We start from the raw sequence: 25231 nt of genomic DNA on the forward strand, positions 1-25231 counted from the left end.
AATCCTGTGGGAGCGAGCCTGCTCGCGAAGACGCCAGTCCGGACACCACAAATACCACTGCCCACAAGAGGCAGCACCTCAACAACCCTGAGGCCCACACCGTGATCAAAACCCTGAACCATCTACCGCACCCGCACGAAAACGCGGCCGCTCTCGCCAGTCATTTCAGCGATCTGGCGCCGCCGCTCAACGCACGCCAGGCGCACCTGGAAGCCTCACGTTGTCTCTACTGCTACGACGCACCTTGCGTGAATGCCTGTCCCAGCGACATCGACATTCCGTCCTTCATCCGCAATATCCATCAGGACAACGTCCAGGGCGCGGCGCAGAAAATCCTCTCGGCGAACATCCTCGGCGGCAGCTGCGCGCGGGTGTGCCCGACGGAAATCCTCTGCCAGCAAGCCTGTGTGCGCAACAACGCGCAGGAATGCGCGCCGGTCTTGATCGGCTTGCTGCAGCGCTACGCGGTCGACAACGCACACTTCAAGGCCCACCCCTTCCAGCGCGCGGCCGCTACCGGCAAACGCATCGCCGTGGTGGGTGCCGGTCCGGCCGGTTTGTCCTGCGCTCATCGCAGCGCCATGCACGGGCATGAGGTGGTGATTTTCGAAGCTCGGGAGAAGGCCGGCGGACTGAATGAATACGGGATCGCCAAATACAAACTGGTCGACGATTACGCGCAGAAGGAACTCGATTTCCTCCTGCAGATCGGCGGGATCGAAATCCGTCATGGGCACAAACTCGGGGAAAACCTGACCCTCAGCGAATTGCATCAGCAATTTGATGCCGTGTTCCTCGGTCTCGGCCTGGCCGCCAGCAAACAGCTGGGGCTTGCCTGCGAAGAGGCACCGGGCCTGCTCGCCGCCACCGACTACATCCGCGAATTGCGCCAGGCCGACGATCTAACGCAACTGCCGCTGGCCGACCGTTGCATCGTGCTCGGCGCTGGCAACACCGCCATCGACATGGCCGTGCAAATGGCGCGTCTCGGTGCACGCGACGTCAATCTGGTGTATCGCCGCGGTGTCGAGGACATGGGCGCGACCGGTCACGAACAGGACATCGCCAAAGCCAATCAGGTGCGGTTGCTGACGTGGGCGCAACCGCAAGACGTGCTGCTCGACGACAGCGGCCACGTGCGCGGCATGCGCTTCGCTCGGACAACGCTGGTGGAAGGCTGCCTGCTAACAACAGGAGAAACCTTCGAACTGGCCGCTGACGCTATCTTCAAAGCCATCGGCCAGGCCTTCGATTCAAGTGCCCTCGCCGACCCGCTGGCTCGTGAGCTCAGACGCATCGGCGAGCGCATTGAAGTGGACGCCAACCTGCGCACCAGTATTCCTGGGGTGTACGCCGGCGGCGACTGCACCAGTCTCGATCAAGACCTGACCGTGCAAGCCGTACAGCACGGCAAACTCGCCGCCGAGGCGATCAACGCGCAACTGATGCTTAACGTGGAGGCTGCGTAAATGGCCGATCTGTCGATTGTTTTCGCTGGCATCAAATCACCCAATCCGTTCTGGCTGGCCTCCGCGCCGCCGACCGACAAGGCCTACAACGTGGTTCGCGCATTCGAGGCCGGTTGGGGCGGTGTCGTTTGGAAAACCCTCGGTGAGGATCCGGCGGCGGTCAACGTGTCGTCGCGCTACTCCGCGCACTTCGGCGCCAATCGCGAAGTGCTGGGTTTCAACAACATTGAATTGATCACTGACCGCTCGCTGGAGATCAACCTGCGGGAGATCACTCAGGTCAAAAAGGACTGGCCGGATCGCGCGGTGATCGTTTCGCTGATGGTGCCGTGCGTTGAAGAATCGTGGAAATACATTCTGCCGCTGGTGGAAGCCACTGGCGCCGATGGCATCGAACTGAATTTTGGTTGCCCGCACGGCATGCCGGAACGCGGCATGGGCGCGGCCGTTGGCCAGGTGCCCGAGTATGTTGAGCAGGTCACGCGGTGGTGCAAGACGTACTGCTCGCTACCCGTGATCGTCAAGCTCACGCCGAACATCACCGACATCCGTGTCGCTGCCCGCGCAGCGCATCGTGGCGGTGCGGACGCGGTGTCGTTGATCAACACGATCAACTCGATTACCAGCGTCAACCTGGAGCGCATGGTCGCCTACCCTACCGTCGGCAGCCAAAGCACTCACGGCGGTTATTGCGGCTCGGCGGTGAAGCCGATCGCGCTGAACATGGTCGCCGAAATTGCTCGTGACCCACAGACTCACGGCCTGCCGATTTCCGGCATCGGCGGCATCGGCCACTGGCGTGACGCGGCGGAGTTCATTGCGTTGGGCAGCGGTTCGGTGCAGGTGTGCACGGCGGCGATGCTGCATGGCTTCCGCATTGTCGAAGAGATGAAGGACGGTTTGTCCCGCTGGATGGACACTCAGGGCTACGCGAGCCTTGCGGACTTTTCCGGTCGCGCGGTGGAGAACACCACCGACTGGAAGTACCTGGACATCAACTATCAAGTGATCGCGAGGATCGATCAGGACGCGTGCATTGGTTGCGGTCGCTGCCATATCGCCTGCGAAGACACCTCACACCAGGCGGTGGCCAGCGTCAGGCAAATCGACGGAACGCACAAATATGAGGTGATTGATGAAGAGTGTGTGGGCTGCAATCTGTGCCAGATCACCTGCCCGGTGGAGGACTGCATCGAGATGGTGCCGATGGAGAATGGCAAGCCGTTTCTGGACTGGAATCATGACCCGAGAAATCCGTATCATGTGGTTTGATCTTTGAACGAACGCAGCCTCGTTGCACTCGACAGCTGCTACATAGGTCCGGCTGGGGCGCGGATATCTGCGTAGCAGCTGTCGAGTGAAACGAGGCTGCGATCTGTTAATCAACCTGCGACTTGCTAACTACGGCTCCAACCCAATCCCGCGCAAGATCACACTCGTCACCGTCTGCACCGCTCTTTCAAACTGCATGTCCGACAGCGGCTGGTGGTCATTCAAAATGTTCACCTGATGATCAAAATCCGCGTAATGCTGGGTCGACGCCCAGATCATGTACAGCAGGCTCGACGGTTCCACCGGCAGGATGCGGCCGTCCTCTACCCACTGGCGAATCTTCGCTTCCTTCATCTTGGCCCAGTCGTACAGGCTGACGTCCAGCGCCTCCCCCAGGGTGGGTGCGCCGTGAATGATTTCGTTGGCCCAGACTTTCGAGCCGTGCGGACGGCTGCGGGAGTGGTTCATTTTGGCGCGGATGTAGCTGCTGAGCACCACGCGTGGGTCGTCGAACATTTCGAAACACAACGCGTCCTGCTTCCAGACCTCGAGTAAATCAAACAACACAGCGCTGTAAAGCTCGCTTTTGGTGCTGAAGTAGTAATGCAGATTGGAACGCGGCAGCTGCACTTCAGCCGCGATGTCGGCCATCGCAGTGCCGCCGAAACCCTTTTCGGCAAAGACTTTCTCGGCCCCCAGCAGAATTTTCTCGACGTTACTGCGGCGTATCTCGATCTTGTGATTGCCCATGAGGGCTCCCTGACTGCAGCGTTGTCCAAGACTAGCATCCGCTCTACGTCGCAGCGACCGCGTAAAAAGCAAACGTCGTACACACCGTCTCTCGAAGGTAAACTGCGCGCTTCTTCGAACCTGCCCGCGAGGTATCCACGATGCTGTTCAAAACCGCCCTGACCGCTGCCGCCCTGCTCGGCTCACTGCTCGTCGCTTCTTCGGCATTTGCCCATGCGCATCTGAAAAGTTCGACACCGGCGGCCGACAGCACCGTAAGCGCGCCGCCGTCAGAATTGAGCCTGGTGTTCACCGAAGGCGTCGAAGCGGACTTCAGCACGGTCACGCTCACCAGGGACGGCGACGAAGTTCTGGTGAAAAACCTGAGCATTAACGGCAGCGACAAGAACACCTTGATCGTATCCCCCGCAGCGCCACTGACTGCCGGGGATTACACGGTCAAATGGAACGTGACGTCGGTCGACACCCACAAACTTGAAGGCACTTACAGTTTTACGGTGGGCGAGTAACCCATGCCGGATGCGATGGTGCTGTGCCGTTTTGTGCATTTCACCGTAGTGCTGATGCTGTTCGGCGCGTGGGTGTTCAAGCCGATGTTGTCGCGCGGAGAAAGCGCGCTCGATGCGTCGCTGCTGCGCATCAGTCGCTGGCTGGTGGCGGTGGCGCTGGTCAGCGGCATCGCCTGGCTGCTGTTGATCACTGCGACCCTGACGGGAAGGCCGGACGCGGCGTTCGATCCAGAGATGATCGGCAAGGTGTTGGGCAAGACTTTTTTCGGAGAAGTGTGGGTCTGGCACCTGTTGCTGAACGTTATGTTGATGGCGGTGCTATGGGCTCCCCTGCACAACCATCAACCTCTGCGCCTGATACTCAGCGGCTTGCTCCTGGCCACACTGGCACCGGTCGGTCATGGCGCCTTGCTTGACGGGTTGAGCGGTCAGTTGTTGATCCTCAATCAGATTGTTCACTTGGTTTGCGTGGGTGCCTGGCTCGGCGGGTTGATGTGGCTGGTTATGATCCTGCGGCAACCGGTCGGTCATGATGTTCGCGCGATCCTGCGTCGCTTCAGCGGGATCGGTTACGCGCTGGTTGCAGGATTGCTGATCACCGGACTGATCAACGTGCGCGTACTCACCGGGCAGTTCTGGCCTACGCCGTTGTTCAGCGGATTTGCACTGATCCTGCTGATCAAGGTGATGCTGGTGACACTGATGCTGGGGCTGGCCTTGTTCAACCGGATACAGGTCGAAGGTTGCGAACAGCGGTTGGGCACGTTACGGGCCAGCGTGATGCTGGAATGGCTACTGGGCATTGGCGCGGTGGCGGCTGTTTCGCTGTTGGGAACACTCCCGCCGATGATTGCCGACTGACGCTCATTTCCCAGTGGGCAAAGCTCCCACCGCTCCCAAATTCCGGTTCACACGCGGGTTGGCGGTGATAGTCAGGTATCACATTCAGTCATCCTATAACTTCTGATTGACATCCCCTGAACCCTCGCAAATAATCGCCTCCATGTTGTACGACGACGTATAACGACAATAAAAACAAAAAAGCAGCATGGGAGCGTCATAGTGATCAAACTCGTCCGCAATTCCTCCGTCAAAAGTCTCCGTCCAGCCTTCGCACCTCGTCATTCCCTGAGCCTGATCGGCCTCGGTGGATTAGCCTTCGCTTTGCCCATGACCGGCAATGCTGCAGGTTTCGTCGATGATGCCAAAGCCACGCTGAACCTGCGCAACGCCTACTTCAACCGTAACTTCACCAACCCGGCCTACCCGCAGGGCAAGGCTGAAGAGTGGACGCAGAGCTTCATTCTCGACGCCCGGTCCGGGTTCACCCAGGGCACCGTGGGTTTCGGGGTTGATGTGCTCGGCCTGTACTCGCAAAAGCTCGATGGCGGTAAAGGTACCGGCGGTACCCAGTTGCTGCCGATCCATGGCGACGGTCGCCCGGCGGACAACTTTGGTCGGCTCGGTGTGGCGCTCAAAGGCAAGGTCTCGAAGACAGAACTGAAGGTCGGCGAGTGGATGCCGGTGCTGCCGATTCTGCGTTCCGACGATGGCCGCTCGCTGCCACAAACCTTTCGCGGTGGCCAGATCACCTCTAGCGAAATTAACGGCCTGACCCTCTACGGCGGCCAGTTTCGCGGCAACAGCCCGCGTAACGATGCGAGCATGGAAGACATGTCCATGAACGGTCGCGGCGCGTTCACCTCGGACCGCTTCAACTTCGGCGGCGGTGAATACGCTTTCAACGACAAACGCACGCTGGTCGGCGTCTGGTATTCGGAACTGTCCGACATCTACCAGCAGCAATATTTCAACGTCAGCCACAGCCAACCGGTCGGCAGCTGGACCTTGGGCGCCAACCTCGGCTTCTTCAACGGCAAGGAAGACGGCAGCGCACTGGCCGGCGACCTCGACAACAAAACCGCCTTCGCTTTGCTCTCGGCCAAATACGGCGGCAACACCTTCTACGTCGGCCTGCAGAAACTCAGCGGCGACAGTGGCTGGATGCGCGTCAACGGCACCAGCGGCGGCACACTGGCCAACGATAGCTACAACGCCAGCTACGATAACGCCAAGGAAAAATCCTGGCAGTTGCGTCACGACTACAACTTTGTTGCCGTCGGCATGCCCGGCCTGACCTTGATGAACCGCTACATCAGCGGCGACAACGTGCACACCGGCGCAATCACCGACGGCAAGGAGTGGGGCCGCGAATCGGAACTGGCCTACACCGTGCAGAGCGGCGCGCTGAAAAACCTCAACGTGAAATGGCGTAACGCGACGATTCGCCGAGACTTCAGCACCAACGAATTCGATGAGAACCGGATTTTCATCAGCTATCCGCTTTCGTTGTTGTAAGGCGTTATCGGGCAGACCTAAACACGGATGTCTGGATATGCCCGATCAATATGGGAGCTAGCCTGCTAGCGATGGGGCCGTGTCAGTTGCCATCACTGGTGGCTGGCCCACCGCATCGCGAGCAAGCTTTGCTCCCACGGGTCCATCGCTATTCGGAGGTGAGACACCCTCCGTCAACTTCCACCAAAGTCGCGTTGACAAGACCCGGAAAGGCTTACGATACTTCGACTATGTCGTACGACAACCTACAACAAATTTAATAACGACTGCGTGTCCAGGGACTTTCATGACTACCACTCCAGCCCCTTTCAATCGTTTGCTGCTGACCGGTGCCGCCGGTGGCCTCGGCAAAGTCCTGCGCGAAAGTCTGCGCCCCTACACCAACGTTCTTCGTCTGTCGGACATCGCCAACATCGCGCCGGCCCGTGACGAGCACGAAGAAGTCGTCATCTGCGACCTCGCCGACAAGCAGGCCGTGCATCAACTGGTCGAAGGCGTCGACGCGATCCTGCACTTCGGCGGCGTGTCGACCGAGCACTCGTTCGAAGACATCCTCGGCGCCAACATCTGCGGCGTCTTTCACATTTACGAAGCGGCGCGCCGGCATGGCGTGAAGCGCGTGATTTTCGCCAGTTCCAACCACGTCATCGGCTTCTATAAACAGGATGAAGTGATCGACGCCCTCTCCCCTCGCCGCCCGGACAGTTACTACGGTTTGTCCAAATGCTACGGCGAAGACGTGGCCTCTTTCTACTTCGACCGTTATGGCATCGAGACCGTCAGCATCCGCATCGGCTCGTCGTTCCCGGAACCGCAAAACCGCCGAATGATGAGCACCTGGCTGAGCTTCGGCGACCTGACGCAACTGCTCGAACGTGCGCTGACGACTCCGGGCGTCGGTCACACCGTGGTGTACGGCATGTCGGATAACAAGGACATCTGGTGGGATAACCGCCACGCGGCATTGCTCGGGTTCAAACCCAAGGACAGCTCCGAAGTATTTCGCGACAAGGTCGAAGCCCAGCCGATGCCGGCCGCTGATGATCCGGCGCGGGTTTATCAGGGCGGCGCCTTCTGCGCGGCCGGCCCGTTTGGCGACTGAACCCGCACCGATCCCCACAATAAAAGCCCAGGGAATGAGTTGCCATGCACGCTGAATTGATTGTCGATGCCCGTAACGCGGTCGGTGAAAGTCCGGTCTGGGTGCCCGAGGAAAACGCCCTGTACTGGGTGGATATTCCGGCCGGCGGCCTGCAACGCTGGAACGCGGACACTGGCCACGTTGACGCGTGGACCGCCCCGCAGATGCTCGCCTGCCTGACACGTCACCGCGATGGCGGCTGGGTGGCGGGCATGGAAACCGGCTTTTTCCGTCTGCGCCCAAACAACGATGGCAGCCTCGACAGCGAACCGCTGGCACACGTGGACCACGCACGTCCCGACATGCGCCTCAATGATGGCCGCTGCGACCGTCAGGGCCGTTTCTGGGCTGGCAGCATGGTGTTGAACATGGGCGCCAATGCCGCCGAGGGCGCGCTGTATCGCTACAGCGCCGGGCAGCAAGGACCGATCGCCGCGCAACTCGACGGCTTCATCGTGCCCAACGGCCTGGCATTCAGCCCGGATGGCAAAACCATGTACCTGTCGGATTCACACCCGCTGATTCAACAGATCTGGGCTTTCGATTACGACATCGACAACGGTACGCCGTCCAATCGTCGGCTGTTCGTCGACATGAATCAGTTCCCCGGTCGTCCCGATGGCGCTGCGGTCGATGCCGAAGGCGGCTATTGGATCTGCGCCAACGATGCAGGCCTGATTCACCGCTTTACCCCGGATGGCCGGCTCGACCGTTCGCTGGAAGTGCCGGTGAAAAAACCGACCATGTGCGCCTTTGGCGGCAGCCGCATGGACACCTTGTTCGTCACCTCGATCCGTCCCGGCGGCGATCAGGATGAACAGTCTTTGGCGGGCGGTGTGTTCGCCCTCAACCCTGGCGTGAAAGGTCTGGCTGAACCTGTTTTCAATCCCTAGCGACACTGCTCCACCGCTGCGCCTTGAATGAACACAAAAAAAATAACAACACTGGAGACACCCTCATGGGCTTCAAACGCACTTTGCTCGCCGCTGCACTCCCGCTGGCCTTCACTTTCAGCAGCGTCGCTCACGCGCTGGAACTGAAAATTGCCGACATCCACCCCAAGGGTTATCCAACCGTGGTGGCGGAAGAACAAATGGCCAAGACCCTCACGGCCGACAGCAACGGCGCACTGACCGTCAAAATGTTCCCCGGCGGCGTGCTCGGTTCGGAAAAGGAAGTCATCGAACAGATGCAGGTCGGTGCCATCCAGATGGCTCGCGTCAGTCTTGGCATCGTTGGCCCGGTCGTGCCTGATGTGAACGTGTTCAACATGCCATTCATCTTCCGCGACCAGGCGCACATGCGTGCCGTGATCGACGGTGAAGTGGGCGATGCGATCCTCGACAAAATCACCAACTCCGAATTCGGTCTGGTGGCCTTGGCCTGGATGGATGGCGGCACGCGCAACCTCTACACCAAGAAACCGGTACGCAGTCTCGCCGACCTCAAAGGCATGAAGATCCGCGTACAAGGCAACCCGATGTTCATCGAAACCATCAACGCCATGGGCGGTAACGGCATCGCGATGGACACCGGCGAAATCTTCAGTGCCTTGCAGACGGGCGTGATCGACGGCGCGGAAAACAACCCGCCAACCATGCTTGAACACAACCACTACCAGAACGCCAAGTACTACAGCCTGACCGGCCACCTGATCCTGCCTGAGCCGATCGTGATGTCGAAAATCACTTGGGAAAAACTCACCCCCGAGCAACAGGCGCTGGTGAAGAAAACCGCCAAAACCGCACAGGCCGAGGAGCGCGTGCTGTGGGACAAAAAATCCACCAGCAGCGAAGAGAAGCTCAAGGCTGCCGGCGTCGAGTTCATCACCGTCGACAAAAAACCGTTCTATGACGCCACCGCGTCGGTCCGCCAGAAATACGGTGCGCCATACGCTGACCTGCTCAAGCGTATCGAAGCCGTTCAATAAATCTCTATAGCAATCAAGCAGGCCCGGCGCCGCTGACACAGATGTCAGTCAGCGTGCGCCCGGTTACGGTGGAACCCGATGAAGAATTTGCTGCTGCGTATTAACGACAGGATTTACATGTCCTGCATCTGGGTGGCCGGTCTGTCCGTGTTAGCCATCGCGTTAATCATTCCCTGGGGCGTTTTCGCTCGCTACGTCCTCGGCACCGGCTCAAGCTGGCCGGAGCCCGTCGCAATCCTGATGATGCTGGTGTTCACGTTCATCGGTGCCGCCGCCAGTTATCGCGCCGGTGCGCACATGGCCGTGGCCATGGTGACCGACCGCATGTCGCCGAAATTGCGCAATACCATGAGCATCGTTTCCCAACTGCTGATGGCCACCATCTGCCTGTTCATGACCATCTGGGGCGCCAAGCTCTGCATGTCGACCTGGAACCAGTTCATGAGCGCGCTGCCCACCCTGCGCGTGGGCATTACCTACATGCCGATCCCGATAGGCGGCCTGTTGACCTTGCTGTTTGTTCTGGAAAAACTTCTGCTCGGTGACCAGAGCAACCGGCGGGTCGTGCGTTTCGACCTGGTTGAAGAAAGCGAAGGTGCCGCATAAATGGACGCTCTGATTCTGTTGGGCAGTTTCATCGCATTGATCGTGATCGGCATGCCGGTCGCTTACGCCCTGGGCCTTGCCGCCCTGATCGGCGCGTGGTGGATCGATATTCCGTACCAGGCGGTCATGATTCAAGTCGCCGGCGGTGTGAACAAGTTTTCTCTGTTGGCGATTCCGTTCTTCATTCTGGCGGGCGCGATCATGGCCGAGGGCGGCATGTCGCGGCGCCTGGTGGCGTTTGCCGGTGTGCTGGTCGGGTTTGTCCGCGGCGGGTTGTCGCTGGTCAACATCATGGCGTCGACATTCTTTGGCGCGATCTCGGGTTCCTCGGTCGCGGACACCGCCTCGGTAGGTTCGGTGCTGATCCCGGAAATGGAAAAACGTGGCTATCCACGTGATTTCGCTACCGCGGTCACGGTCAGCGGTTCGGTACAAGCGTTGCTGACGCCGCCGAGCCACAACTCGGTGCTGTACTCGCTTGCCGCGGGCGGCACCGTGTCGATTGCCTCGCTGTTCATGGCCGGCATCGTTCCCGGCCTGATGATGAGCGCGTGCCTGATGGTGCTGTGCCTGATCTTCGCTAAAAAGCGCAACTACCCTAAAGGCGAAGTGATTCCGATGCGCCAGGCGCTGAAGATCTGCGGCGAAGCCTTATGGGGCCTGATGGCGATGGTCATCATCCTCGGCGGCATTCTCTCGGGTATCTTCACCGCCACCGAATCGGCGGCGATTGCAGTGCTATGGTCGTTCTTCGTGACCATGTTCATCTACCGTGACTACAAGTGGAGCGAACTGCCAAAGCTGATGCACCGCACGGTACGCACGGTTTCGATTGTGATGATCCTGATCGGCTTCGCGGCGAGCTTCGGCTACATCATGACGCTGATGCAGATCCCGGCGAAAATCACCACGATGTTCCTGACCCTGTCGGACAACCGTTACGTGATCCTGATGTGCATCAACGTCATGCTGCTGTTGCTCGGCACGGTGATGGACATGGCGCCGCTGATCCTGATCCTGACGCCGATCCTGATGCCGGTGATTCTGGACATTGGCGTGGACCCGGTGCAGTTCGGCATGATCATGCTGGTGAACCTGGGGATTGGATTGATAACACCGCCGGTGGGCGCGGTGCTCTTTGTGGGGTCGGCCGTGGGTAAAGTCAGTATTGAAAGTACCGTAAAAGCACTGCTGCCGTTCTACGGCGTACTGTTCCTGGTGCTGATCGCGGTGACCTACATTCCAGCTATTTCGCTGTGGTTGCCGAATCTGGTGTTGTAATCCATCCATAACCTGTAGCAGCTGGCGCAGCCTGCGTCCGGCTGCGCAGCAGTCGTTATTTGGCCAACGCATGTATCTGACTGACCGCATGGACTGGTTCAACGACTGCTGCGCAGACGGACGCAGGCTGCTAAACAGGCATCGGTGGATTTGAGGATTGACATGACTCCAACACTTCTCGAACTCGAAGACTCGCTCACCCGCCTCACCCTCTCCCCCGAACGCGGCGGTGCCATCGTCAACTGGACGGTCCTCGGCACCGGTCAGCCGCTGTTTCGTCACAGCAATGCGCAAGCTTCGAACACCGGCCTGGCAAACAAGCTGGGCTGTTTTCCGTTGGCGCCGTGGTCCAATCGCATCGCCGAAGGCGGCTTCGATTGTCCGGACGGCTGGCTGGCACTCACGCCCAACAGCCTCACCGAAGCGCTGCCCATTCACGGCAGTGCCTGGCAGCAACCGTGGCAGGTGCTGTCCCAAACCGATGATGAAATTGTCCTGCAACTCGACAGCTCCCAGCCATTCGCCTACCGCGCCCGGCAACGGTTTCTGCTGAGCGACGGTCGCTTGAGCATTGAGCTGCGCGTGACTCATCTGGATGATCGCGCTGCGTGGCACGGTCTTGGTCTGCACCCGTATTTCCCGCGGACATTGAACACGCGATTGCAAGCGAAGGCCGAGAAGGTCTGGTTGTGCGACGCTTCCAGGTTACCGACAGCACTGAGCAAACTGCCCGGCGAATGGGATTTTGATCAGCTGCGAGCATTACCCGACACGCTGGTCGATAACGGTTTTTGCCAATGGGATGGCCGCTGCCGAATCGAGCAACCGGACCTCGGTTATGCGCTGGACTGCCAGGCCGGCGGCAGCGATTACTACCTGCTCTATTGCCCGCTGGACCTGGGTTTTTTCTGCATCGAACCGGTGAGCCATCCAGTCAATGCGCACCACTTGCCCGGCCGGCCGGGGTTGCGGCTGCTGGAGCAAGGGCAGTCGGTTGAGCTGACGTTCGCCCTGCACTACCGCCCACTCTGAGCTTCAAGCGCGGATCAGCATACAAGCCGCAATCGCCAGGCAAATGCTCGCGAACCCGATCTGCAACGCCCGCGCCGGCACCTTCTCGCAAAGCTTGCGGCCAATGATCATGCCGACGATGCTGGCGACAATAAACGCCACACCGACATCATCGATGCGCACCCCGGCGTGAAAGGCGCCGATCACGCCGATTGCAGAAATCAGGCTGATCACCATCAACGAAGTCGCAACGATGCCGCGCATTTGCACGTCCGTCAGTTGCTTGAACGCCGGAACAATCAGAAACCCGCCACCCACGCCCAGCAGCCCCGAGACCACACCGGTCACCGCGCCCAAAGCAGCCAGTGTCGCCGTGCATTTGGCGGTCCATGAGAAGCGCCCGGTTTGCTGATCGAGCATGCAGTTTTTCTGGCCCCAGTTGGCGTGGCCATGGTCGCTGGGACCTTGGACCTGGCGCTCGCGGCGCAGCATGCGCCAGGCGACCATGGTCATCAGCAGGCTGAACAGAACCATCAGGATTTTTTCCGGCAACTGATGCGCGAAATAGATGCCGATCGGGGAAAACAGCGCGCCCAGCAAAGCGATCAACAACGCGGCGCGATAGCGCACCAGGCCGTGGCGCAAGCCGTCCAGGGCGCCCACCGCCGCCGCGCTGCCCACCGCTAACAAGGCGACGGGGGCGGCTTGCGTCATGCTGAACCCCAAACCAAGCACCAGCGCGGGCACCGCCAGGATTCCACCTCCGGCACCGGTCAAGCCGAGTACCACGCCCATGACCACGCCAAAAAAACTTGCCAGCAGCATAAAAAACTCACGATCTTTGAAAAGCCGGGAACGCCCGGTATCGATGGGTGACAGGATAAAGCTCGCGCCGGTTTTTAGTGCATTGAATTAATTCGGGGCTGGTCAACGCAGGGAAAATGAATTTACCCTCATGGCTCGCCCAGAAAGAATCTGCTCCCATGCCTGCCTTGATCGAACCCTTCCTCGACCCTGCCTCGTCGACCTACAGCTACGTGATCTATCAAGTCGATGGCGGCCAGTGTGCAATCGTCGATCCGGTGCTCGACTACGATGCAGCGAGTGGTCGAACCGGCACGGCGCAGGCAGACAAGATTATCGCCTTCGTCCGCGAGCATCGCTTGCAGGTGCAGTGGTTGCTGGAGACCCATGCGCACGCCGATCACCTGTCGGCGGCGCCTTACCTTCGGTGGGAGCTGGGCGGCAAGATTGCGATAGGCCAGTCGATCAGCAAGGTTCAGGACGTGTTCAAGACGCTGTTCAATCTTGAGCCGGAATTTCGCAGCGATGGCTCGCAATTCGATCATCTGTTTGCGCCGGACGAGTCGTTCATGATCGGCAATCTCAAGGCCACCGCCTTGCATGTTCCCGGCCACACGCCGGCGGACATGGCGTATGTGATCGATAGCAACGCGATCCTGGTCGGCGATACCTTGTTCATGCCGGACGTCGGCACCGCCCGCTGCGACTTCCCCGGCGGCAACGCCAGCCAGATGTTCAAATCGATCCGCAAAATTTTGGCCTTCCCGGCCAGCGTCAGCTTATACGTGTGCCACGATTACCCGCCCGAGGGCCGCGAATCGCGGTGCATGACGACGGTAGGCGAACAGCGCCAGAGCAACATTCATGTGCGCGATGGCATTGATGAGGAAGCCTTCGTCGAGATGCGCACCGAGCGCGATGCCGGGCTGGGGATGCCGACGTTGCTGCTGCCGGCAATTCAGGTGAACGTGCGCGCGGGGAATATGCCGCCGGCTGAGGCGAATGGCGTTACCTATTTGAAGATTCCGCTCAATCAGTTATGACGTTTTTCATTACTGACTCCAGGCTCCAACTACCAGTTTCGGCGTCGTAAGTGAACGCACAGGTTTCTCCGGGCCGGATGACATGTTCAAAGTCATTCGGTCCCAGGCCATCGCGGATTCTGGTTTCCAACAATGCAATGGAAACGACCATTACCACACTGTTTGCCTCTGCCAGCTTCGGCAGCGACACCAGCGGTGCGTAGTTGCCATGAGAGATCGCGTATCGAATGAATTTTTCACCATCCCCAGGGGCGGGAATGCTGTGACCCTGTTCCGCAGGCGTGCATTCCTGAACCTGCAATGCCCATCGCCGGGAGCCGTCAAGACACACAAACGCTAAGGCATCGCCTTTGACCAGCGTGACATGTTCAAGCGCAACGTCACTGCCTTGCAGGTCCAACTGTATTTCAGCGTCCGCGTCAGAGCAGACCAATAACCGATGCGGCTCGTCATCCACAATCGGCGGCAGCGTCACCCTTGCAGCCCAGTGCTGATTGTTGATGCTCAGCATTGCGTGCCGCACTGGCGACGTCCCTTGAATCGCTGGATCTCCTGCGTTCAGGTACTTGAGATCCTGCAGCCCCAGCGCCTGAGCGCGAAAATAGTTGGAATGTATGATGTTATCGACGAGCCTATGACGCAGAGACCAATCACAATTGATGATGAAATACTTCATGATGGGGTGGCCGGCAGAGCCTGCAGCAAACCAGGACATCAGTTGACCGGACATGTCCTTGGGTACAAAAAAAGGCAGAACATAACGGGCGGCCTGAATGGAGCGGAGCTCGCCCGCAGGTTTACTTTCCGACCCGACACGATCAATAAATGCCTTGAGCTGCGATTCCGAAGGTGTGTTGGAGCCGATCCAGCGTTGGTTGACGCCTGGCCAGAAGCTACTGTCACGTGCGCCATTGTTGTAGGCGATCACCGTATTCTTATATCCTGGCAACCGCCAAATTTGCGAAATACTTAACTCTTTGTAGGTAGGTGAAATAATAGAATCACCAAAAGACGTCTTCAAGATACTGATTAATTCCGCATGAGCGGCGACAGTGAAATTTTTGAATTCGTGGAAGTCGAGAATTACAATCTCACGCCTTCTATCCCACCCCTGCCCATAATGATAGGATTTAACGCCTCGTACAATATCGTACTGCACCGTCCTGCCATTGGTAGTACTGTGAAATATCGAAAAACGTGAGGGATGACCCACTGGATATCCCGAGAAATATTGAACACGAATATCCAGAACCCGTATACCCGAATTCAATTGAACATGCGGTGAAACGTCCTGACAAACTTCGGAACTCGGCGCTGTGGAAGCCTGTTTATCGAACGCCGAGTTATGGGTGCCGGGCAAAATCGCCATGTGGATTGGCAGATTTCGTACGCCGCTATACGTACTCATCCAGTGAGTTCGATTGTTATTGAATGGTTTGCAGACCCCACCACTGGCACTGCCGCCCGGACACCAACCGCTGTTTATTTCTGCACCGTCTTCGGCCCCGAGGTCAAAAAGCGAACCGGGATGGATGGACTTGAATTCAAATTCATCTTCTACGTAAGGTCCAAATACGGGAGGTGGTAAATCTTTCAAGTTGCCATTCGCATCCAGATCATCAGGTCGAACATCGAGTGCGCTCGCCAACAAAACAATGTCCGGCATGCTAGCTCCCGGCAACTCTTTTTCCAATACAGCACCGTCTAGCGATGCCGCACCCAACATTTCATACTTCATATTATTTCTCCTGACAGCTCATCGCGCCTGATTCAAGGAGAACGAATATAAACGGATTACATGCAGAACAAATACTTCTGCTGTAACGACATGTAAGGCCAGCCTGCTTTATGAAGAACAAAGCCGAAAACTACTTACTTAGAATCATTCCACCGGCAGGTAACGGCAGAGCAGTTTTGTAGCGCACCTGCTTGAGCGCAAAGCTTGAGCGAATGTTGGCAACGCCCGGGACTTTGGTGAGGAAGTCCATCATGAAGCGCTCCAGCGACTGAATGGTCGGCACCAGCACACGGATCAGATAATCCGGATCACCGGCCATCAAGTAGCATTCCATCACCTCCGGCCGATCCGAAATCGCCTCCTCGAAATGCTGCAGCGCCTCCTCCACCTGTTTCTCCAGGCTGACGTGAATGAACACGTTGACGTGCAATCCCAGCAAATCGGCATCCAGCAGCGTCACCTGCTCACGGATCAGCCCCAATTCCTCCATTGCCTTGACCCGATTGAAACAGGGTGTCGGCGAGAGATTGACCGAGCGTGCAAGGTCGGCGTTAGTGATGCGGGCGTTCTCCTGAAGGCTGTTGAGAATGCCGATATCGGTACGGTCCAGTTTGCGCATGAGACAAAACCACCTGATTTTTATGTTTATGCAGGTTTTTTATCTCCAAATGATCACCAGCGCAACGAAACAGAGAGAAATATTCTCCTACGCGACGCCTATGATGTTTGTAGGACAAGATTTCCATCACACGTGGAATGACGGTCAGCTCACTACAAGAAATTCACAAGATCGAGCGTAGAAGCCATGACTCCAGCATACGAACCGTTGCGCCTGCACGTTCCCGAACCGTCGGGCCGACCAGGCTGTAAAACCGACTTCTCCTACCTGCGGCTGACCGACGCCGGCACGGTGCGCAAACCCGCTATCGACGTAGAACCTGCCGACACGGCCGACCTGGCCAAAGGCCTGATTCGCGTGCTCGACGATCAGGGCAATGCCCTCGGTCCGTGGGGTGAAGGCGTGCCGGTCGAGATCCTGCGTAAAGGCATGCGCGCCATGCTCAAGACGCGCATCTTCGACAACCGCATGGTGGTCGCCCAGCGTCAAAAGAAAATGTCGTTCTACATGCAGAGCCTCGGCGAAGAAGCCATCGGCAGCGCCCAGGCTCTGGCGCTGAACATTGATGACATGTGCTTCCCTACCTATCGCCAGCAAAGCATCCTGATGGCGCGCGAAGTGCCGTTGGTCGACCTGATCTGCCAACTGCTGTCCAACGAGCGCGATCCGCTCAAGGGCCGCCAACTGCCGATCATGTATTCGGTGAAAGAGTCCGGCTTCTTCACCATTTCCGGCAACCTTGCCACCCAATTCGTACAGGGCGTGGGCTGGGGCATGGCTTCGGCAATCAAGGGCGACACCAAAATCGCTTCGGCCTGGATCGGCGATGGCGCTACCGCTGAATCCGACTTCCACACCGCCCTCACCTTCGCCCACGTGTACCGCGCGCCGGTGATCCTCAACGTGGTCAACAACCAATGGGCGATCTCCACGTTCCAGGCGATCGCAGGTGGTGAAGCTACAACGTTTGCCGGTCGTGGTGTCGGTTGCGGGATTGCGTCCCTGCGGGTCGATGGCAACGATTTCGTCGCGGTGTACGCCGCCTCCGCCTGGGCCGCCGAACGCGCCCGCCGCAATCTTGGCCCAACCATGATCGAATGGGTCACCTACCGCGCCGGCCCGCACTCGACCTCTGATGATCCTTCTAAATACCGTCCTGCCGACGATTGGAGCTTTTTCCCGTTAGGCGATCCGATCGTGCGTCTCAAACAGCACCTGATCAAGATTGGCCATTGGTCCGAAGAGGAACATGCCGCTGTCAGCGCCGATCTGGAAGCCGAAGTGATCGCTGCGCAGAAAGAAGCCGAGCAATACGGCACCCTCGCCGGCGGCCAGATCCCGAGCGCGGCGACCATGTTCGAGGACGTCTATAAAGAGATGCCGGAGCACTTGAAGCGCCAGCGTCAAGAGTTGGGGATCTGACATGAACGATCACAACAATAATATTCAGCCGGAAACCGCCATGACTACCACCACCATGACCATGATCCAGGCCCTGCGCTCGGCCATGGATATGATGCTTGAGCGTGACGACAACGTTGTGGTGTTCGGCCAGGACGTCGGCTACTTCGGCGGCGTGTTCCGCTGCACCGAAGGCCTGCAGACCAAGTACGGCACCTCCCGCGTATTCGATGCGCCGATCTCCGAAAGCGGCATCGTCGGCGTTGCCGTCGGCATGGGCGCTTATGGGTTGCGGCCGGTGGCCGAGATTCAATTTGCCGACTACGTCTACCCCGCGTCAGACCAGATCATTTCCGAAGCCGCACGCCTGCGGTACCGCTCGGCCGGCGAATTTACCGCGCCGATGACCCTGCGCATGCCTTGCGGCGGCGGCATCTATGGCGGCCAGACGCACAGCCAGAGCATCGAAGCGATGTTCACTCAGGTCTGCGGTTTGCGCACGGTCATGCCGTCCAACCCTTACGACGCCAAAGGCCTGTTGATCGCCTCCATAGAAAACGATGACCCGGTGATCTTCCTCGAGCCGAAACGCCTGTACAACGGCCCGTTCGATGGCCACCACGATCGTCCCGTCACACCCTGGTCGAAACACCCTGCCGCGCAAGTGCCGGACGGCTACTACACCGTGCCGCTGGACGTCGCTGCCATCACTCGTCCGGGCAAGGACGTGACCATCCTGACCTACGGCACCACGGTGTATGTCTCGCAAGTGGCCGCTGAAGAAACCGGCATCGACGCGGAAGTCATCGACCTGCGCAGCTTGTGGCCGCTGGACCTCGAAACCATCGTCAAATCGGTGAAAAAGACTGGCCGCTGCGTAGTGGTTCACGAAGCCACCCGCACCTGCGGGTTCGGCGCCGAACTGGTCGCCCTGGTGCAAGAGCATTGCTTCCATCACCTGGAAGCGCCAATCGAGCGCGTCACCGGTTGGGACACGCCCTACCCGCACGCGCAAGAGTGGGCGTATTTCCCAGGGCCGACCCGAGTGGGCGCGGCGTTGAAACGGGTTATGGAGGTCTGAATGGGCACGCACGTTATTAAAATGCCGGACATCGGTGAAGGCATTGCAGAAGTTGAATTGTCGGTGTGGCACGTCAAGGTCGGCGACATGGTCGTGGAAGATCAGGTGTTGGCCGATGTCATGACCGACAAGGCGATGGTCGACATCCCATCGCCGGTGCATGGCAAGGTGATTGCGCTGGGCGGTGTGCCGGGCGAAGTCATGGCGGTCGGCAGTGTGCTGATCAGCATCGAAGTAGAAGGCGCGGGCAATGTGAGAGAGTCGGCTCAGCCGGCGGCGGTTGCTCCGAAAGAAGCGCCGGTTCCTGCGCCAAAAGTTGAGCCAGTGGCTGAAAGCAAACCCGCTGTGGCTGCCACGGCATCGCCACGCGCTGCGGTTTGCCCTGGTCCGATAGTCGCTCGCGAAGCCGATGAGCGACCGTTGGCCTCGCCGGCTGTGCGCAAACATGCGCTCGACCTCGGCATCCAGTTGCGCCTGGTGCGCGGCACCGGCCCGGCCGGTCGCGTGCTGCATGAAGACCTGGATGCCTATCTGGCTGCGGGTCAGTCAAACGCATCGACCGCCGCCAGCGCTTACGCCGAGCGCAACGATGAAGAACAGATTCCGGTGATCGGCATGCGCCGCAAGATAGCCCAGCGCATGCAGGACGCCACTCAACGTGCGGCGCACTTCAGTTATGTCGAAGAAATCGACGTGACCGCAGTTGAAGAACTGCGCGCTCACCTCAACGAAAAACATGGCGCCACGCGCGGCAAACTGACGTTGTTACCGTTCCTGGTACGCGCCCTGGTCGTCGCCCTGCGCGACTTCCCGCAGATCAACGCCCGTTATGACGACGAAGCGCAGGTCATCACCCGCCTTGGCGCGGTGCATGTGGGCATCGCCACGCAAGCCGACATCGGCTTGATGGTGCCCGTGGTGCGTCACGCTGAAGCCCGAAGCCTATGGGACAACGCGGCGGAAATTTCGCGCCTGGCCACGGCCGCGCGCACTGGCAAGGCCAACCGCGACGAGCTTTCGGGGTCGAGCATCACCCTGACCAGCCTCGGCGCGTTGGGCGGGATCGTTAGCACCCCGGTGCTGAACCTGCCGGAAGTAGCGATAGTCGGCGTGAACAAGATCGTTGAACGGCCGATGGTCGTCAAAGGCCAGGTCGTGATCCGCAAGATGATGAACCTCTCCAGCTCCTTCGATCACCGCGTGGTCGATGGCATGGACGCGGCGCTATTCATCCAGGCCATTCGTGGCTTGCTGGAACAACCCGCCACCCTGTTCATGGAGTAAACGATGCAGACTTTGCACACCACACTGCTGATCATCGGCGGCGGCCCCGGCGGTTATGTAACGGCTATTCGCGCTGGCCAACTGGGCATTTCGACCATTCTGGTGGAAGGCGAATCTCTGGGCGGCACGTGCCTGAACATCGGCTGCATTCCATCGAAGGCGCTGATCCACGTGGCTGAACAGTTTCACCAGACACAGCAGCACAGCCAGCATTCGGCGCTGGGCATCAGCGTTTCGGCGCCGACCCTCGACATCAGCAAAAGCATCGAGTGGAAGGACGGTATTGTTGACCGCCTGACCACCGGCGTCGCGGCGCTGTTGAAGAAGAACAAGGTTCAGGTCATTCAGGGCTGGGCCAAGGTCATTGACGGCAAAACGGTTGACGTCGGCGACACGCGGATCCAATGCGAGCACCTGGTGCTGGCCACCGGTTCAAAAAGTGTGAACCTGCCGATGTTGCCCATTGGCGGCGCGGTCATTTCTTCCACCGAAGCGCTGGCACCTCAGGCTGTTCCCAAGCGGCTGATCGTGGTCGGCGGTGGTTATATCGGTCTTGAGTTGGGGATCGCTTACCGCAAGCTGGGCGCGGATGTCAGCGTGGTCGAGGCGCAGGATCGAATTCTGCCGGCTTACGACGCTGAGCTGACGCAACCGGTGCATGACGAACTGAAAAAACTCGGCGTGAAGCTTTACTTGAAGCACAGCGTTCAAAGCTTTGATGCTGCTGGAAATATTCTGCAGGTTTCGACACCCGACGGGGGTTCAATGAATCTGGAAAGTGATCAGATTCTGGTGGCTGTCGGTCGTAAACCGAATACCCAAGGCTGGAATCTTGAAGCGCTCAATCTGGACATGAACGGCTCGGCGATCAAGATCGACAGTCGATGCCAAACCAGCATGCGCAATGTCTACGCCATCGGCGACCTGAGCGGCGAACCGATGCTCGCGCATCGGGCGATGGCTCAAGGCGAAATGGTGGCCGAGTTGATCAGCGGCAAGTCCCGCGAGTTCAGCCCGACCGCCATTGCGGCGGTGTGCTTTACCGATCCGGAGCTGGTTGTGGTCGGCAAGACGCCGGACGACGCCAAGGCAGCGGGTCTGGACTGCATCGTTTCGAACTTCCCGTTCGCCGCGAACGGTCGGGCGATGACGCTGGAATCGAAAAGCGGTTTTGTGCGGGTCGTGGCGCGTCGCGACAACCACGTGATTGTCGGCTGGCAAGCAGTGGGGGTTGGCGTTTCAGAATTGTCGACCGCGTTTGCGCAAAGCCTGGAAATGGGCGCGCGACTGGAGGACATCGCTGGCACCATCCATGCGCACCCGACGTTGGGCGAGGCGGTACAGGAAGCCGCGTTGCGAGCGCTCGGTCACGCGTTGCACTTGTAAACGCGATCAATTGTGGCGAGGGAGCTTGCTCCCGCTGGGTTGCGAAGCAACCACAACTGCTTCACTGCGGTTGCGCCTGATACACCGCAGTGCCGGGCTTTACCAGCGCTGCGCACTGGAGCGGGAGCAAGCTCCCTCGCCACAGGGTTTGGTGTCGCCAGGGATCGAGGTTTATTTCATAGCAGGCTAAGAAATATGCCATTCAGGCGATAGTCCGGCTGCGAAACAGGCCCGGAATGAAGTATTGTTGTCCCCATCCAAAATATGTCAGAAGCCTTGAACCGTTTCGGCGGTTGTTCAGTGATAGAGGGTGTCATGAGTAACGAAAGCATCAATTGGGACAAGCTGGGTTTTGACTACATCAAGACTGACAAGCGTTTCTTGTCGTACTGGCGTGACGGCTCGTGGGACGAAGGCACCCTGACCGAAGACAATGTACTGCACATCAGCGAAGGCTCCACTGCCCTTCATTATGGGCAGCAATGCTTCGAAGGCATGAAGGCCTACCGTTGCAGAGACGGTTCGATCAACCTGTTCCGACCCGATCAGAACGCCCAGCGCATGCAGCGCAGCTGTGCACGTCTGCTGATGCCGTTCGTGGAAACCGAACAGTTCATCGAAGCCTGCAAAGCGGTGGTTCGCGCCAACGAACGTTTCATTCCACCTTATGGCACTGGCGGCGCGCTGTACCTGCGTCCGTTCGTGATCGGCGTGGGTGACAACATCGGCGTGCGTACTGCGCCTGAGTTCATCTTCTCGATTTTCTGCATTCCAGTCGGCGCCTACTTCAAGGGTGGCCTGACCCCGCATAACTTCCTGATCTCCAGCTTCGACCGTGCAGCCCCGCAAGGCACCGGCGCGGCCAAGGTCGGTGGCAACTACGCCGCCAGCCTGATGCCGGGTTCCCAGGCCAGGAAAGAGAACTTCGCAGATTGCATTTATCTGGACCCGATGACCCATTCGAAAATCGAAGAAGTCGGCTCGGCCAACTTCTTCGGGATCACCCACGATAACAAGTTCATCACGCCGAAGTCGCCATCGGTTCTGCCGGGTATCACCCGCCTGTCGCTGATCGAACTGGCCAGTTCCCGTCTCGGCATGGAAGTGATTGAAGGCGACGTGTTCATCGACAAGCTGTCGGACTTCAAGGAAGCCGGCGCCTGCGGTACCGCCGCCGTGATCAGCCCGATCGGCGGCATCCGCTACAACGATCACCTGCACGTGTTCCACAGCGAAACCGAAGTTGGCCCGATCACCCAGAAGCTCTACAAAGAGCTGACCGGTGTACAAACTGGCGACATCGAAGCGCCGGCTGGATGGATCGTCAAAGTCTGATCTGATACCAGAGACATCCAGGCCCTCCATTGCTCACTCGATGGGGGGCTTTTTCATGAGCTCTGATTGCGCTCCAGCTCACCCAGCGCGATGCGCTTGCCACCCCTGCCCTTGATGCTGCTGGCTTGTCCGTCCTGTTGTTTACCGGTGCGCGCCTGGGTGATCAACCCGGGAATCAGCGCGCCCTCCGGCAAATTCTTCCAGAACCGCGCCGGCAAATGCCCTTGCATGACTTTCGGGTTCAGCCGCGCCGGATTGAAAATGTGGCTGTAATACGTCAGCCACATCTGCCCGTGCGGATCATCGACGTTTTTCGCCAGTTGCTGCCATTCGGGCGGGCATTGTCGCTGGTAAATCAATTGTTCACCGTCGTAATAGACCCCGTCGCGAGGTGTCGCGATCAACCAGCGATGGCGGCCCATGCGGCCGATGAAGTGCTCACTGGCGCTGTGCAAAATGTCGTGCGCCGGTTCATGCCAGGCAACGTACTGCGGCCCCTCGCTGAGCGGTGTTTCGACGAAGCGGACGAAAGCATGCAGATGGTGAGCTTCACGCCGGACCTGCTTGATTCTGCGCTGCAGTTCGCTGCCCAGTCTGTCACCGGCCATCATCGCCGTGCGGTCACCATGACTGACCCGCCACAGCACTTCGTAAAGCAGGCTCCAGCGCTGATCTCCGCGATAGCGCGCAGCACTTTCGAGGGTATCGAGCAGTGCTCGCGGGATCCGCGCTTGAAACGGCCCCTGTATATCCGGCGGCGCATTTTCGCTGGCAAACAGGTCGGCTACGCCTTCACTGGCCCAGCTGACCTGACTGGGGTCAACCTCGTGGCTGAGCAGCCAGCGGGCTTGCTGACGCCAGACGTCGAACAGGTCGTCACAGTCCAGATTGATCATCCCCACAACCCCATCTGCTGCGGTTGCGGCCGGTCGCGCAGTTGCTGATAAAGCATGTGGCTGGTGACTTCGGCCTGCTGCGGATGGTAATCGCTGGTGATGAAAAACGGCTTGGCCTTGGCGAGGACGCAGCGCATCCGCGCAAGATCCTCATAACGGATGCGCCGCTGCTGGCGCAGTTCCACCAATCGCTCCGTGGTACGCAGACCGATACCTGGAATCCGCGCGATCAAGGAGGCTTCAGCGCGATTGAGGTCCAGTGGAAACACCTCGCGATTCTCCAGTGCCCAAGCCAGCTTCGGATCAATGTCGAGCGCCAGATGCCCGGGGCCGTTGAACAGTTCGCCCGCCTTGAAGCCGTAACTGCGCAGCAGAAAATCAGCCTGATACAGACGGTGCTCACGCATCAATGGCGGCGCAGCCAGTGGCACGCTTTTCGGACTGTTGGGAATCGGACTGAACGCCGAATAGTAAACCCGGCGCAATTTGTAATTGCCGTACAGGGCCTGCGCGCCGTGAAGAATGGTGCTGTCGTCAGTGTCATCGGCGCCGACGATCATTTGCGTGCTCTGCCCGGCTGGGGCGAACTTCGGCAAGCGTGGCTCATTGAGCACCGTCTGTTCGCCGGTGTAGATGGTCTTCATCGCTTGCTTGATCGAGACCAACTGCTTCTCAGGCGCCAGGGTTTGCAAGCTGGCATCGGTCGGCAGTTCGATATTGACGCTGAGGCGATCGGCGTACCGCCCCGCTTCCGCGATCAGCGCCGGGTCGGCCTCGGGAATGGTTTTGAGGTGAATGTAGCCGCGAAACTCATGATCCTCGCGCAGCAGCTTGGCCACACGGATCAACTGCTCCATGGTGTAGTCGGCTGAACGAATGATCCCGGAGCTGAGAAACAGGCCGCTAACGCAATTGCGTCGGTAGAAATCCATGGTCAGTGTCACCACTTCCTCCGGCGTAAAGCGCGCGCGTGGCACGTCGCTGGAACGCCGGTTCACACAGTACTGGCAGTCATACAGACAGAAATTGGTCAGCAGGATTTTCAATAGCGAAACGCAGCGCCCATCCGGCGTATAGCTGTGGCAAATACCCATGCCATTGGTCGAACCCAGCCCGCTCTTGCTCTCGGAACTGCGCTTGGGCGCGCCACTGCTGGCGCAGGACGCGTCGTACTTGGCGGCGTCGGCGAGGATGCTGAGCTTGTCGATGAGTTCCATAGGGCACGCCTTTACTGTGTTTATATACAGTAAAGCCTCAGGTGCGGGGAAACAAGTCGCAGACCGACCCTTGGTCGGGTTGGGCGAATTCGCGAGCCCA

At 59.0% G+C, this 25231-nt stretch carries 23 protein-coding genes; 17 read left to right on the forward strand and 6 right to left on the reverse strand.

Features of this window, described 5'->3' with window-relative positions; translation table 11 throughout:
• The first annotated feature begins 101 nt into the window (after positions 1-101).
• On the forward strand, positions 102-1469 hold the full coding sequence (locus tag ACYZTS_RS21425) for an NAD(P)-dependent oxidoreductase (RefSeq protein ID WP_461991891.1): 1368 nt from the start codon (positions 102-104) through the stop codon (positions 1467-1469).
• Positions 1470-2741 carry an NAD-dependent dihydropyrimidine dehydrogenase subunit PreA gene (gene preA, locus ACYZTS_RS21430; RefSeq protein WP_461991893.1) on the forward strand — a complete coding sequence of 424 codons (1272 nt, stop codon included), beginning with the start codon at positions 1470-1472 and terminating at the stop codon, positions 2739-2741.
• A gap of 129 nt (positions 2742-2870) precedes the next feature.
• Here preA and ACYZTS_RS21435 read toward each other — a convergent pair whose 3' ends face one another.
• Positions 2871-3491: a TetR/AcrR family transcriptional regulator gene (locus ACYZTS_RS21435; RefSeq protein WP_461991895.1), complete on the reverse strand. Its 621-nt coding sequence runs from the start codon at positions 3489-3491 to the stop codon at positions 2871-2873.
• Between the two features lie 140 nt (positions 3492-3631).
• On the opposite strand from ACYZTS_RS21435, the gene copC reads away from it, so the two are divergent.
• The 9 genes from copC (at position 3632) to ACYZTS_RS21480 (ending at position 12348) form a co-directional block, all read left to right on the forward strand.
• Positions 3632-4000: a copper homeostasis periplasmic binding protein CopC gene (copC, locus tag ACYZTS_RS21440; protein WP_028621894.1), complete on the forward strand. Its 369-nt coding sequence runs from the start codon at positions 3632-3634 to the stop codon at positions 3998-4000.
• A gap of 3 nt (positions 4001-4003) precedes the next feature.
• The gene (copD, locus tag ACYZTS_RS21445) at positions 4004-4861 is read left to right on the forward strand and encodes a copper homeostasis membrane protein CopD (RefSeq protein ID WP_461991897.1); all 858 of its coding nucleotides are present in this window, start codon (positions 4004-4006) and stop codon (positions 4859-4861) included.
• Positions 4862-5062: 201 nt separating this feature from the next.
• Positions 5063-6358, forward strand: a complete 1296-nt coding sequence (locus tag ACYZTS_RS21450) for an OprD family porin (protein WP_461991899.1) — start codon at positions 5063-5065, stop codon at positions 6356-6358.
• Between the two features lie 286 nt (positions 6359-6644).
• A complete protein-coding gene (locus ACYZTS_RS21455) occupies positions 6645-7460 on the forward strand; it encodes an NAD-dependent epimerase/dehydratase family protein (RefSeq protein WP_461991901.1) in 816 nt (271 codons plus the stop codon).
• A gap of 44 nt (positions 7461-7504) precedes the next feature.
• Positions 7505-8392, forward strand: a complete 888-nt coding sequence (locus ACYZTS_RS21460; RefSeq protein WP_461991903.1) for an SMP-30/gluconolactonase/LRE family protein — start codon at positions 7505-7507, stop codon at positions 8390-8392.
• Between the two features lie 65 nt (positions 8393-8457).
• Positions 8458-9429 (forward strand): TRAP transporter substrate-binding protein, encoded by a 972-nt coding sequence (locus ACYZTS_RS21465; RefSeq protein WP_028621889.1) that lies wholly within the window; start codon positions 8458-8460, stop codon positions 9427-9429.
• A 78-nt stretch (positions 9430-9507) separates the two neighbouring features.
• Positions 9508-10035 carry a TRAP transporter small permease gene (locus tag ACYZTS_RS21470; protein ID WP_028621888.1) on the forward strand — a complete coding sequence of 176 codons (528 nt, stop codon included), beginning with the start codon at positions 9508-9510 and terminating at the stop codon, positions 10033-10035.
• Positions 10036-11316 (forward strand): TRAP transporter large permease, encoded by a 1281-nt coding sequence (locus ACYZTS_RS21475; protein ID WP_028621887.1) that lies wholly within the window; start codon positions 10036-10038, stop codon positions 11314-11316.
• Between the two features lie 162 nt (positions 11317-11478).
• Positions 11479-12348: an aldose 1-epimerase gene (locus ACYZTS_RS21480; protein WP_461991906.1), complete on the forward strand. Its 870-nt coding sequence runs from the start codon at positions 11479-11481 to the stop codon at positions 12346-12348.
• Between the two features lie 3 nt (positions 12349-12351).
• Here the strand turns inward: ACYZTS_RS21480 and ACYZTS_RS21485 are convergent, their stop codons facing one another.
• Positions 12352-13152: a sulfite exporter TauE/SafE family protein gene (locus ACYZTS_RS21485; RefSeq protein WP_461991908.1), complete on the reverse strand. Its 801-nt coding sequence runs from the start codon at positions 13150-13152 to the stop codon at positions 12352-12354.
• A 158-nt stretch (positions 13153-13310) separates the two neighbouring features.
• Here ACYZTS_RS21485 and ACYZTS_RS21490 point away from each other — a divergent pair, with 158 nt between their 5' ends.
• Complete coding sequence (locus ACYZTS_RS21490; RefSeq protein WP_461991910.1) at positions 13311-14174, forward strand: MBL fold metallo-hydrolase; 864 nt, start codon at positions 13311-13313, stop codon at positions 14172-14174.
• Here ACYZTS_RS21490 and ACYZTS_RS21495 read toward each other — a convergent pair.
• Both ACYZTS_RS21495 and bkdR read right to left on the reverse strand, forming a co-directional pair.
• Positions 14161-15912: a PI-PLC domain-containing protein gene (locus ACYZTS_RS21495; protein WP_461991912.1), complete on the reverse strand. Its 1752-nt coding sequence runs from the start codon at positions 15910-15912 to the stop codon at positions 14161-14163. The two genes, ACYZTS_RS21490 and ACYZTS_RS21495, sit on opposite strands and share 14 nt — an antisense overlap.
• Positions 15913-16042: 130 nt before the next feature.
• A complete protein-coding gene (gene bkdR / locus ACYZTS_RS21500; protein ID WP_028621883.1) occupies positions 16043-16531 on the reverse strand; it encodes a Bkd operon transcriptional regulator BkdR in 489 nt (162 codons plus the stop codon).
• Between the two features lie 186 nt (positions 16532-16717).
• Between bkdR and ACYZTS_RS21505 the strand changes: the two genes are divergently transcribed.
• The 5 genes from ACYZTS_RS21505 (at position 16718) to ACYZTS_RS21525 (ending at position 23018) form a co-directional block, all read left to right on the forward strand.
• Positions 16718-17953 carry a thiamine pyrophosphate-dependent enzyme gene (locus ACYZTS_RS21505; RefSeq protein ID WP_461991914.1) on the forward strand — a complete coding sequence of 412 codons (1236 nt, stop codon included), beginning with the start codon at positions 16718-16720 and terminating at the stop codon, positions 17951-17953.
• A gap of 1 nt (position 17954) precedes the next feature.
• Complete coding sequence (locus tag ACYZTS_RS21510; protein WP_461991916.1) at positions 17955-19013, forward strand: alpha-ketoacid dehydrogenase subunit beta; 1059 nt, start codon at positions 17955-17957, stop codon at positions 19011-19013.
• Positions 19014-20297 (forward strand): dihydrolipoamide acetyltransferase family protein, encoded by a 1284-nt coding sequence (locus tag ACYZTS_RS21515; RefSeq protein WP_461991918.1) that lies wholly within the window; start codon positions 19014-19016, stop codon positions 20295-20297. It abuts the gene before it with no gap.
• Between the two features lie 3 nt (positions 20298-20300).
• Positions 20301-21683, forward strand: coding sequence for a dihydrolipoyl dehydrogenase (lpdA, locus tag ACYZTS_RS21520; RefSeq protein ID WP_461991920.1), 1383 nt, complete (start codon positions 20301-20303; stop codon positions 21681-21683).
• A 315-nt stretch (positions 21684-21998) separates the two neighbouring features.
• Positions 21999-23018: a branched-chain amino acid aminotransferase gene (locus ACYZTS_RS21525; RefSeq protein ID WP_461991922.1), complete on the forward strand. Its 1020-nt coding sequence runs from the start codon at positions 21999-22001 to the stop codon at positions 23016-23018.
• A 53-nt stretch (positions 23019-23071) separates the two neighbouring features.
• Here ACYZTS_RS21525 and ACYZTS_RS21530 read toward each other — a convergent pair whose 3' ends face one another.
• Both ACYZTS_RS21530 and ACYZTS_RS21535 read right to left on the reverse strand, forming a co-directional pair.
• Positions 23072-23914, reverse strand: a complete 843-nt coding sequence (locus ACYZTS_RS21530) for a TIGR03915 family putative DNA repair protein (RefSeq protein WP_461991924.1) — start codon at positions 23912-23914, stop codon at positions 23072-23074.
• Complete coding sequence (locus ACYZTS_RS21535) at positions 23911-25131, reverse strand: putative DNA modification/repair radical SAM protein (RefSeq protein ID WP_461991926.1); 1221 nt, start codon at positions 25129-25131, stop codon at positions 23911-23913. Before ACYZTS_RS21535 ends, ACYZTS_RS21530 begins: the two co-directional genes overlap by 4 nt.
• Between the last annotated feature and the right edge of the window lie 100 nt (positions 25132-25231).

Source organism: Pseudomonas sp. TMB3-21, from assembly GCF_054898145.1.

What these genes read in the sequence shown, in the direction of transcription:
- ACYZTS_RS21490 (WP_461991910.1), top strand. Translation starts at nt 13,311, where the DNA reads ATGCCTGCCTTGATCGAACCCTTCCTCGACCCTGCCTCGTCGACCTAC.
- ACYZTS_RS21510 (WP_461991916.1), top strand. Translation starts at nt 17,955, where the DNA reads ATGAACGATCACAACAATAATATTCAGCCGGAAACCGCCATGACTACC.
- bkdR (WP_028621883.1), bottom strand. Translation starts at nt 16,531, where the DNA reads ATGCGCAAACTGGACCGTACCGATATCGGCATTCTCAACAGCCTTCAG.
- ACYZTS_RS21455 (WP_461991901.1), top strand. Translation starts at nt 6,645, where the DNA reads ATGACTACCACTCCAGCCCCTTTCAATCGTTTGCTGCTGACCGGTGCC.
- ACYZTS_RS21525 (WP_461991922.1), top strand. Translation starts at nt 21,999, where the DNA reads ATGAGTAACGAAAGCATCAATTGGGACAAGCTGGGTTTTGACTACATC.
- ACYZTS_RS21495 (WP_461991912.1), bottom strand. Translation starts at nt 15,912, where the DNA reads ATGAAGTATGAAATGTTGGGTGCGGCATCGCTAGACGGTGCTGTATTG.
- preA (WP_461991893.1), top strand. Translation starts at nt 1,470, where the DNA reads ATGGCCGATCTGTCGATTGTTTTCGCTGGCATCAAATCACCCAATCCG.
- lpdA (WP_461991920.1), top strand. Translation starts at nt 20,301, where the DNA reads ATGCAGACTTTGCACACCACACTGCTGATCATCGGCGGCGGCCCCGGC.
- ACYZTS_RS21475 (WP_028621887.1), top strand. Translation starts at nt 10,036, where the DNA reads ATGGACGCTCTGATTCTGTTGGGCAGTTTCATCGCATTGATCGTGATC.
- ACYZTS_RS21470 (WP_028621888.1), top strand. Translation starts at nt 9,508, where the DNA reads ATGAAGAATTTGCTGCTGCGTATTAACGACAGGATTTACATGTCCTGC.
- ACYZTS_RS21460 (WP_461991903.1), top strand. Translation starts at nt 7,505, where the DNA reads ATGCACGCTGAATTGATTGTCGATGCCCGTAACGCGGTCGGTGAAAGT.
- ACYZTS_RS21515 (WP_461991918.1), top strand. Translation starts at nt 19,014, where the DNA reads ATGGGCACGCACGTTATTAAAATGCCGGACATCGGTGAAGGCATTGCA.
- copD (WP_461991897.1), top strand. Translation starts at nt 4,004, where the DNA reads ATGCCGGATGCGATGGTGCTGTGCCGTTTTGTGCATTTCACCGTAGTG.
- ACYZTS_RS21485 (WP_461991908.1), bottom strand. Translation starts at nt 13,152, where the DNA reads ATGCTGCTGGCAAGTTTTTTTGGCGTGGTCATGGGCGTGGTACTCGGC.
- ACYZTS_RS21465 (WP_028621889.1), top strand. Translation starts at nt 8,458, where the DNA reads ATGGGCTTCAAACGCACTTTGCTCGCCGCTGCACTCCCGCTGGCCTTC.
- ACYZTS_RS21505 (WP_461991914.1), top strand. Translation starts at nt 16,718, where the DNA reads ATGACTCCAGCATACGAACCGTTGCGCCTGCACGTTCCCGAACCGTCG.
- ACYZTS_RS21435 (WP_461991895.1), bottom strand. Translation starts at nt 3,491, where the DNA reads ATGGGCAATCACAAGATCGAGATACGCCGCAGTAACGTCGAGAAAATT.
- ACYZTS_RS21535 (WP_461991926.1), bottom strand. Translation starts at nt 25,131, where the DNA reads ATGGAACTCATCGACAAGCTCAGCATCCTCGCCGACGCCGCCAAGTAC.
- ACYZTS_RS21480 (WP_461991906.1), top strand. Translation starts at nt 11,479, where the DNA reads ATGACTCCAACACTTCTCGAACTCGAAGACTCGCTCACCCGCCTCACC.
- ACYZTS_RS21530 (WP_461991924.1), bottom strand. Translation starts at nt 23,914, where the DNA reads ATGATCAATCTGGACTGTGACGACCTGTTCGACGTCTGGCGTCAGCAA.
- copC (WP_028621894.1), top strand. Translation starts at nt 3,632, where the DNA reads ATGCTGTTCAAAACCGCCCTGACCGCTGCCGCCCTGCTCGGCTCACTG.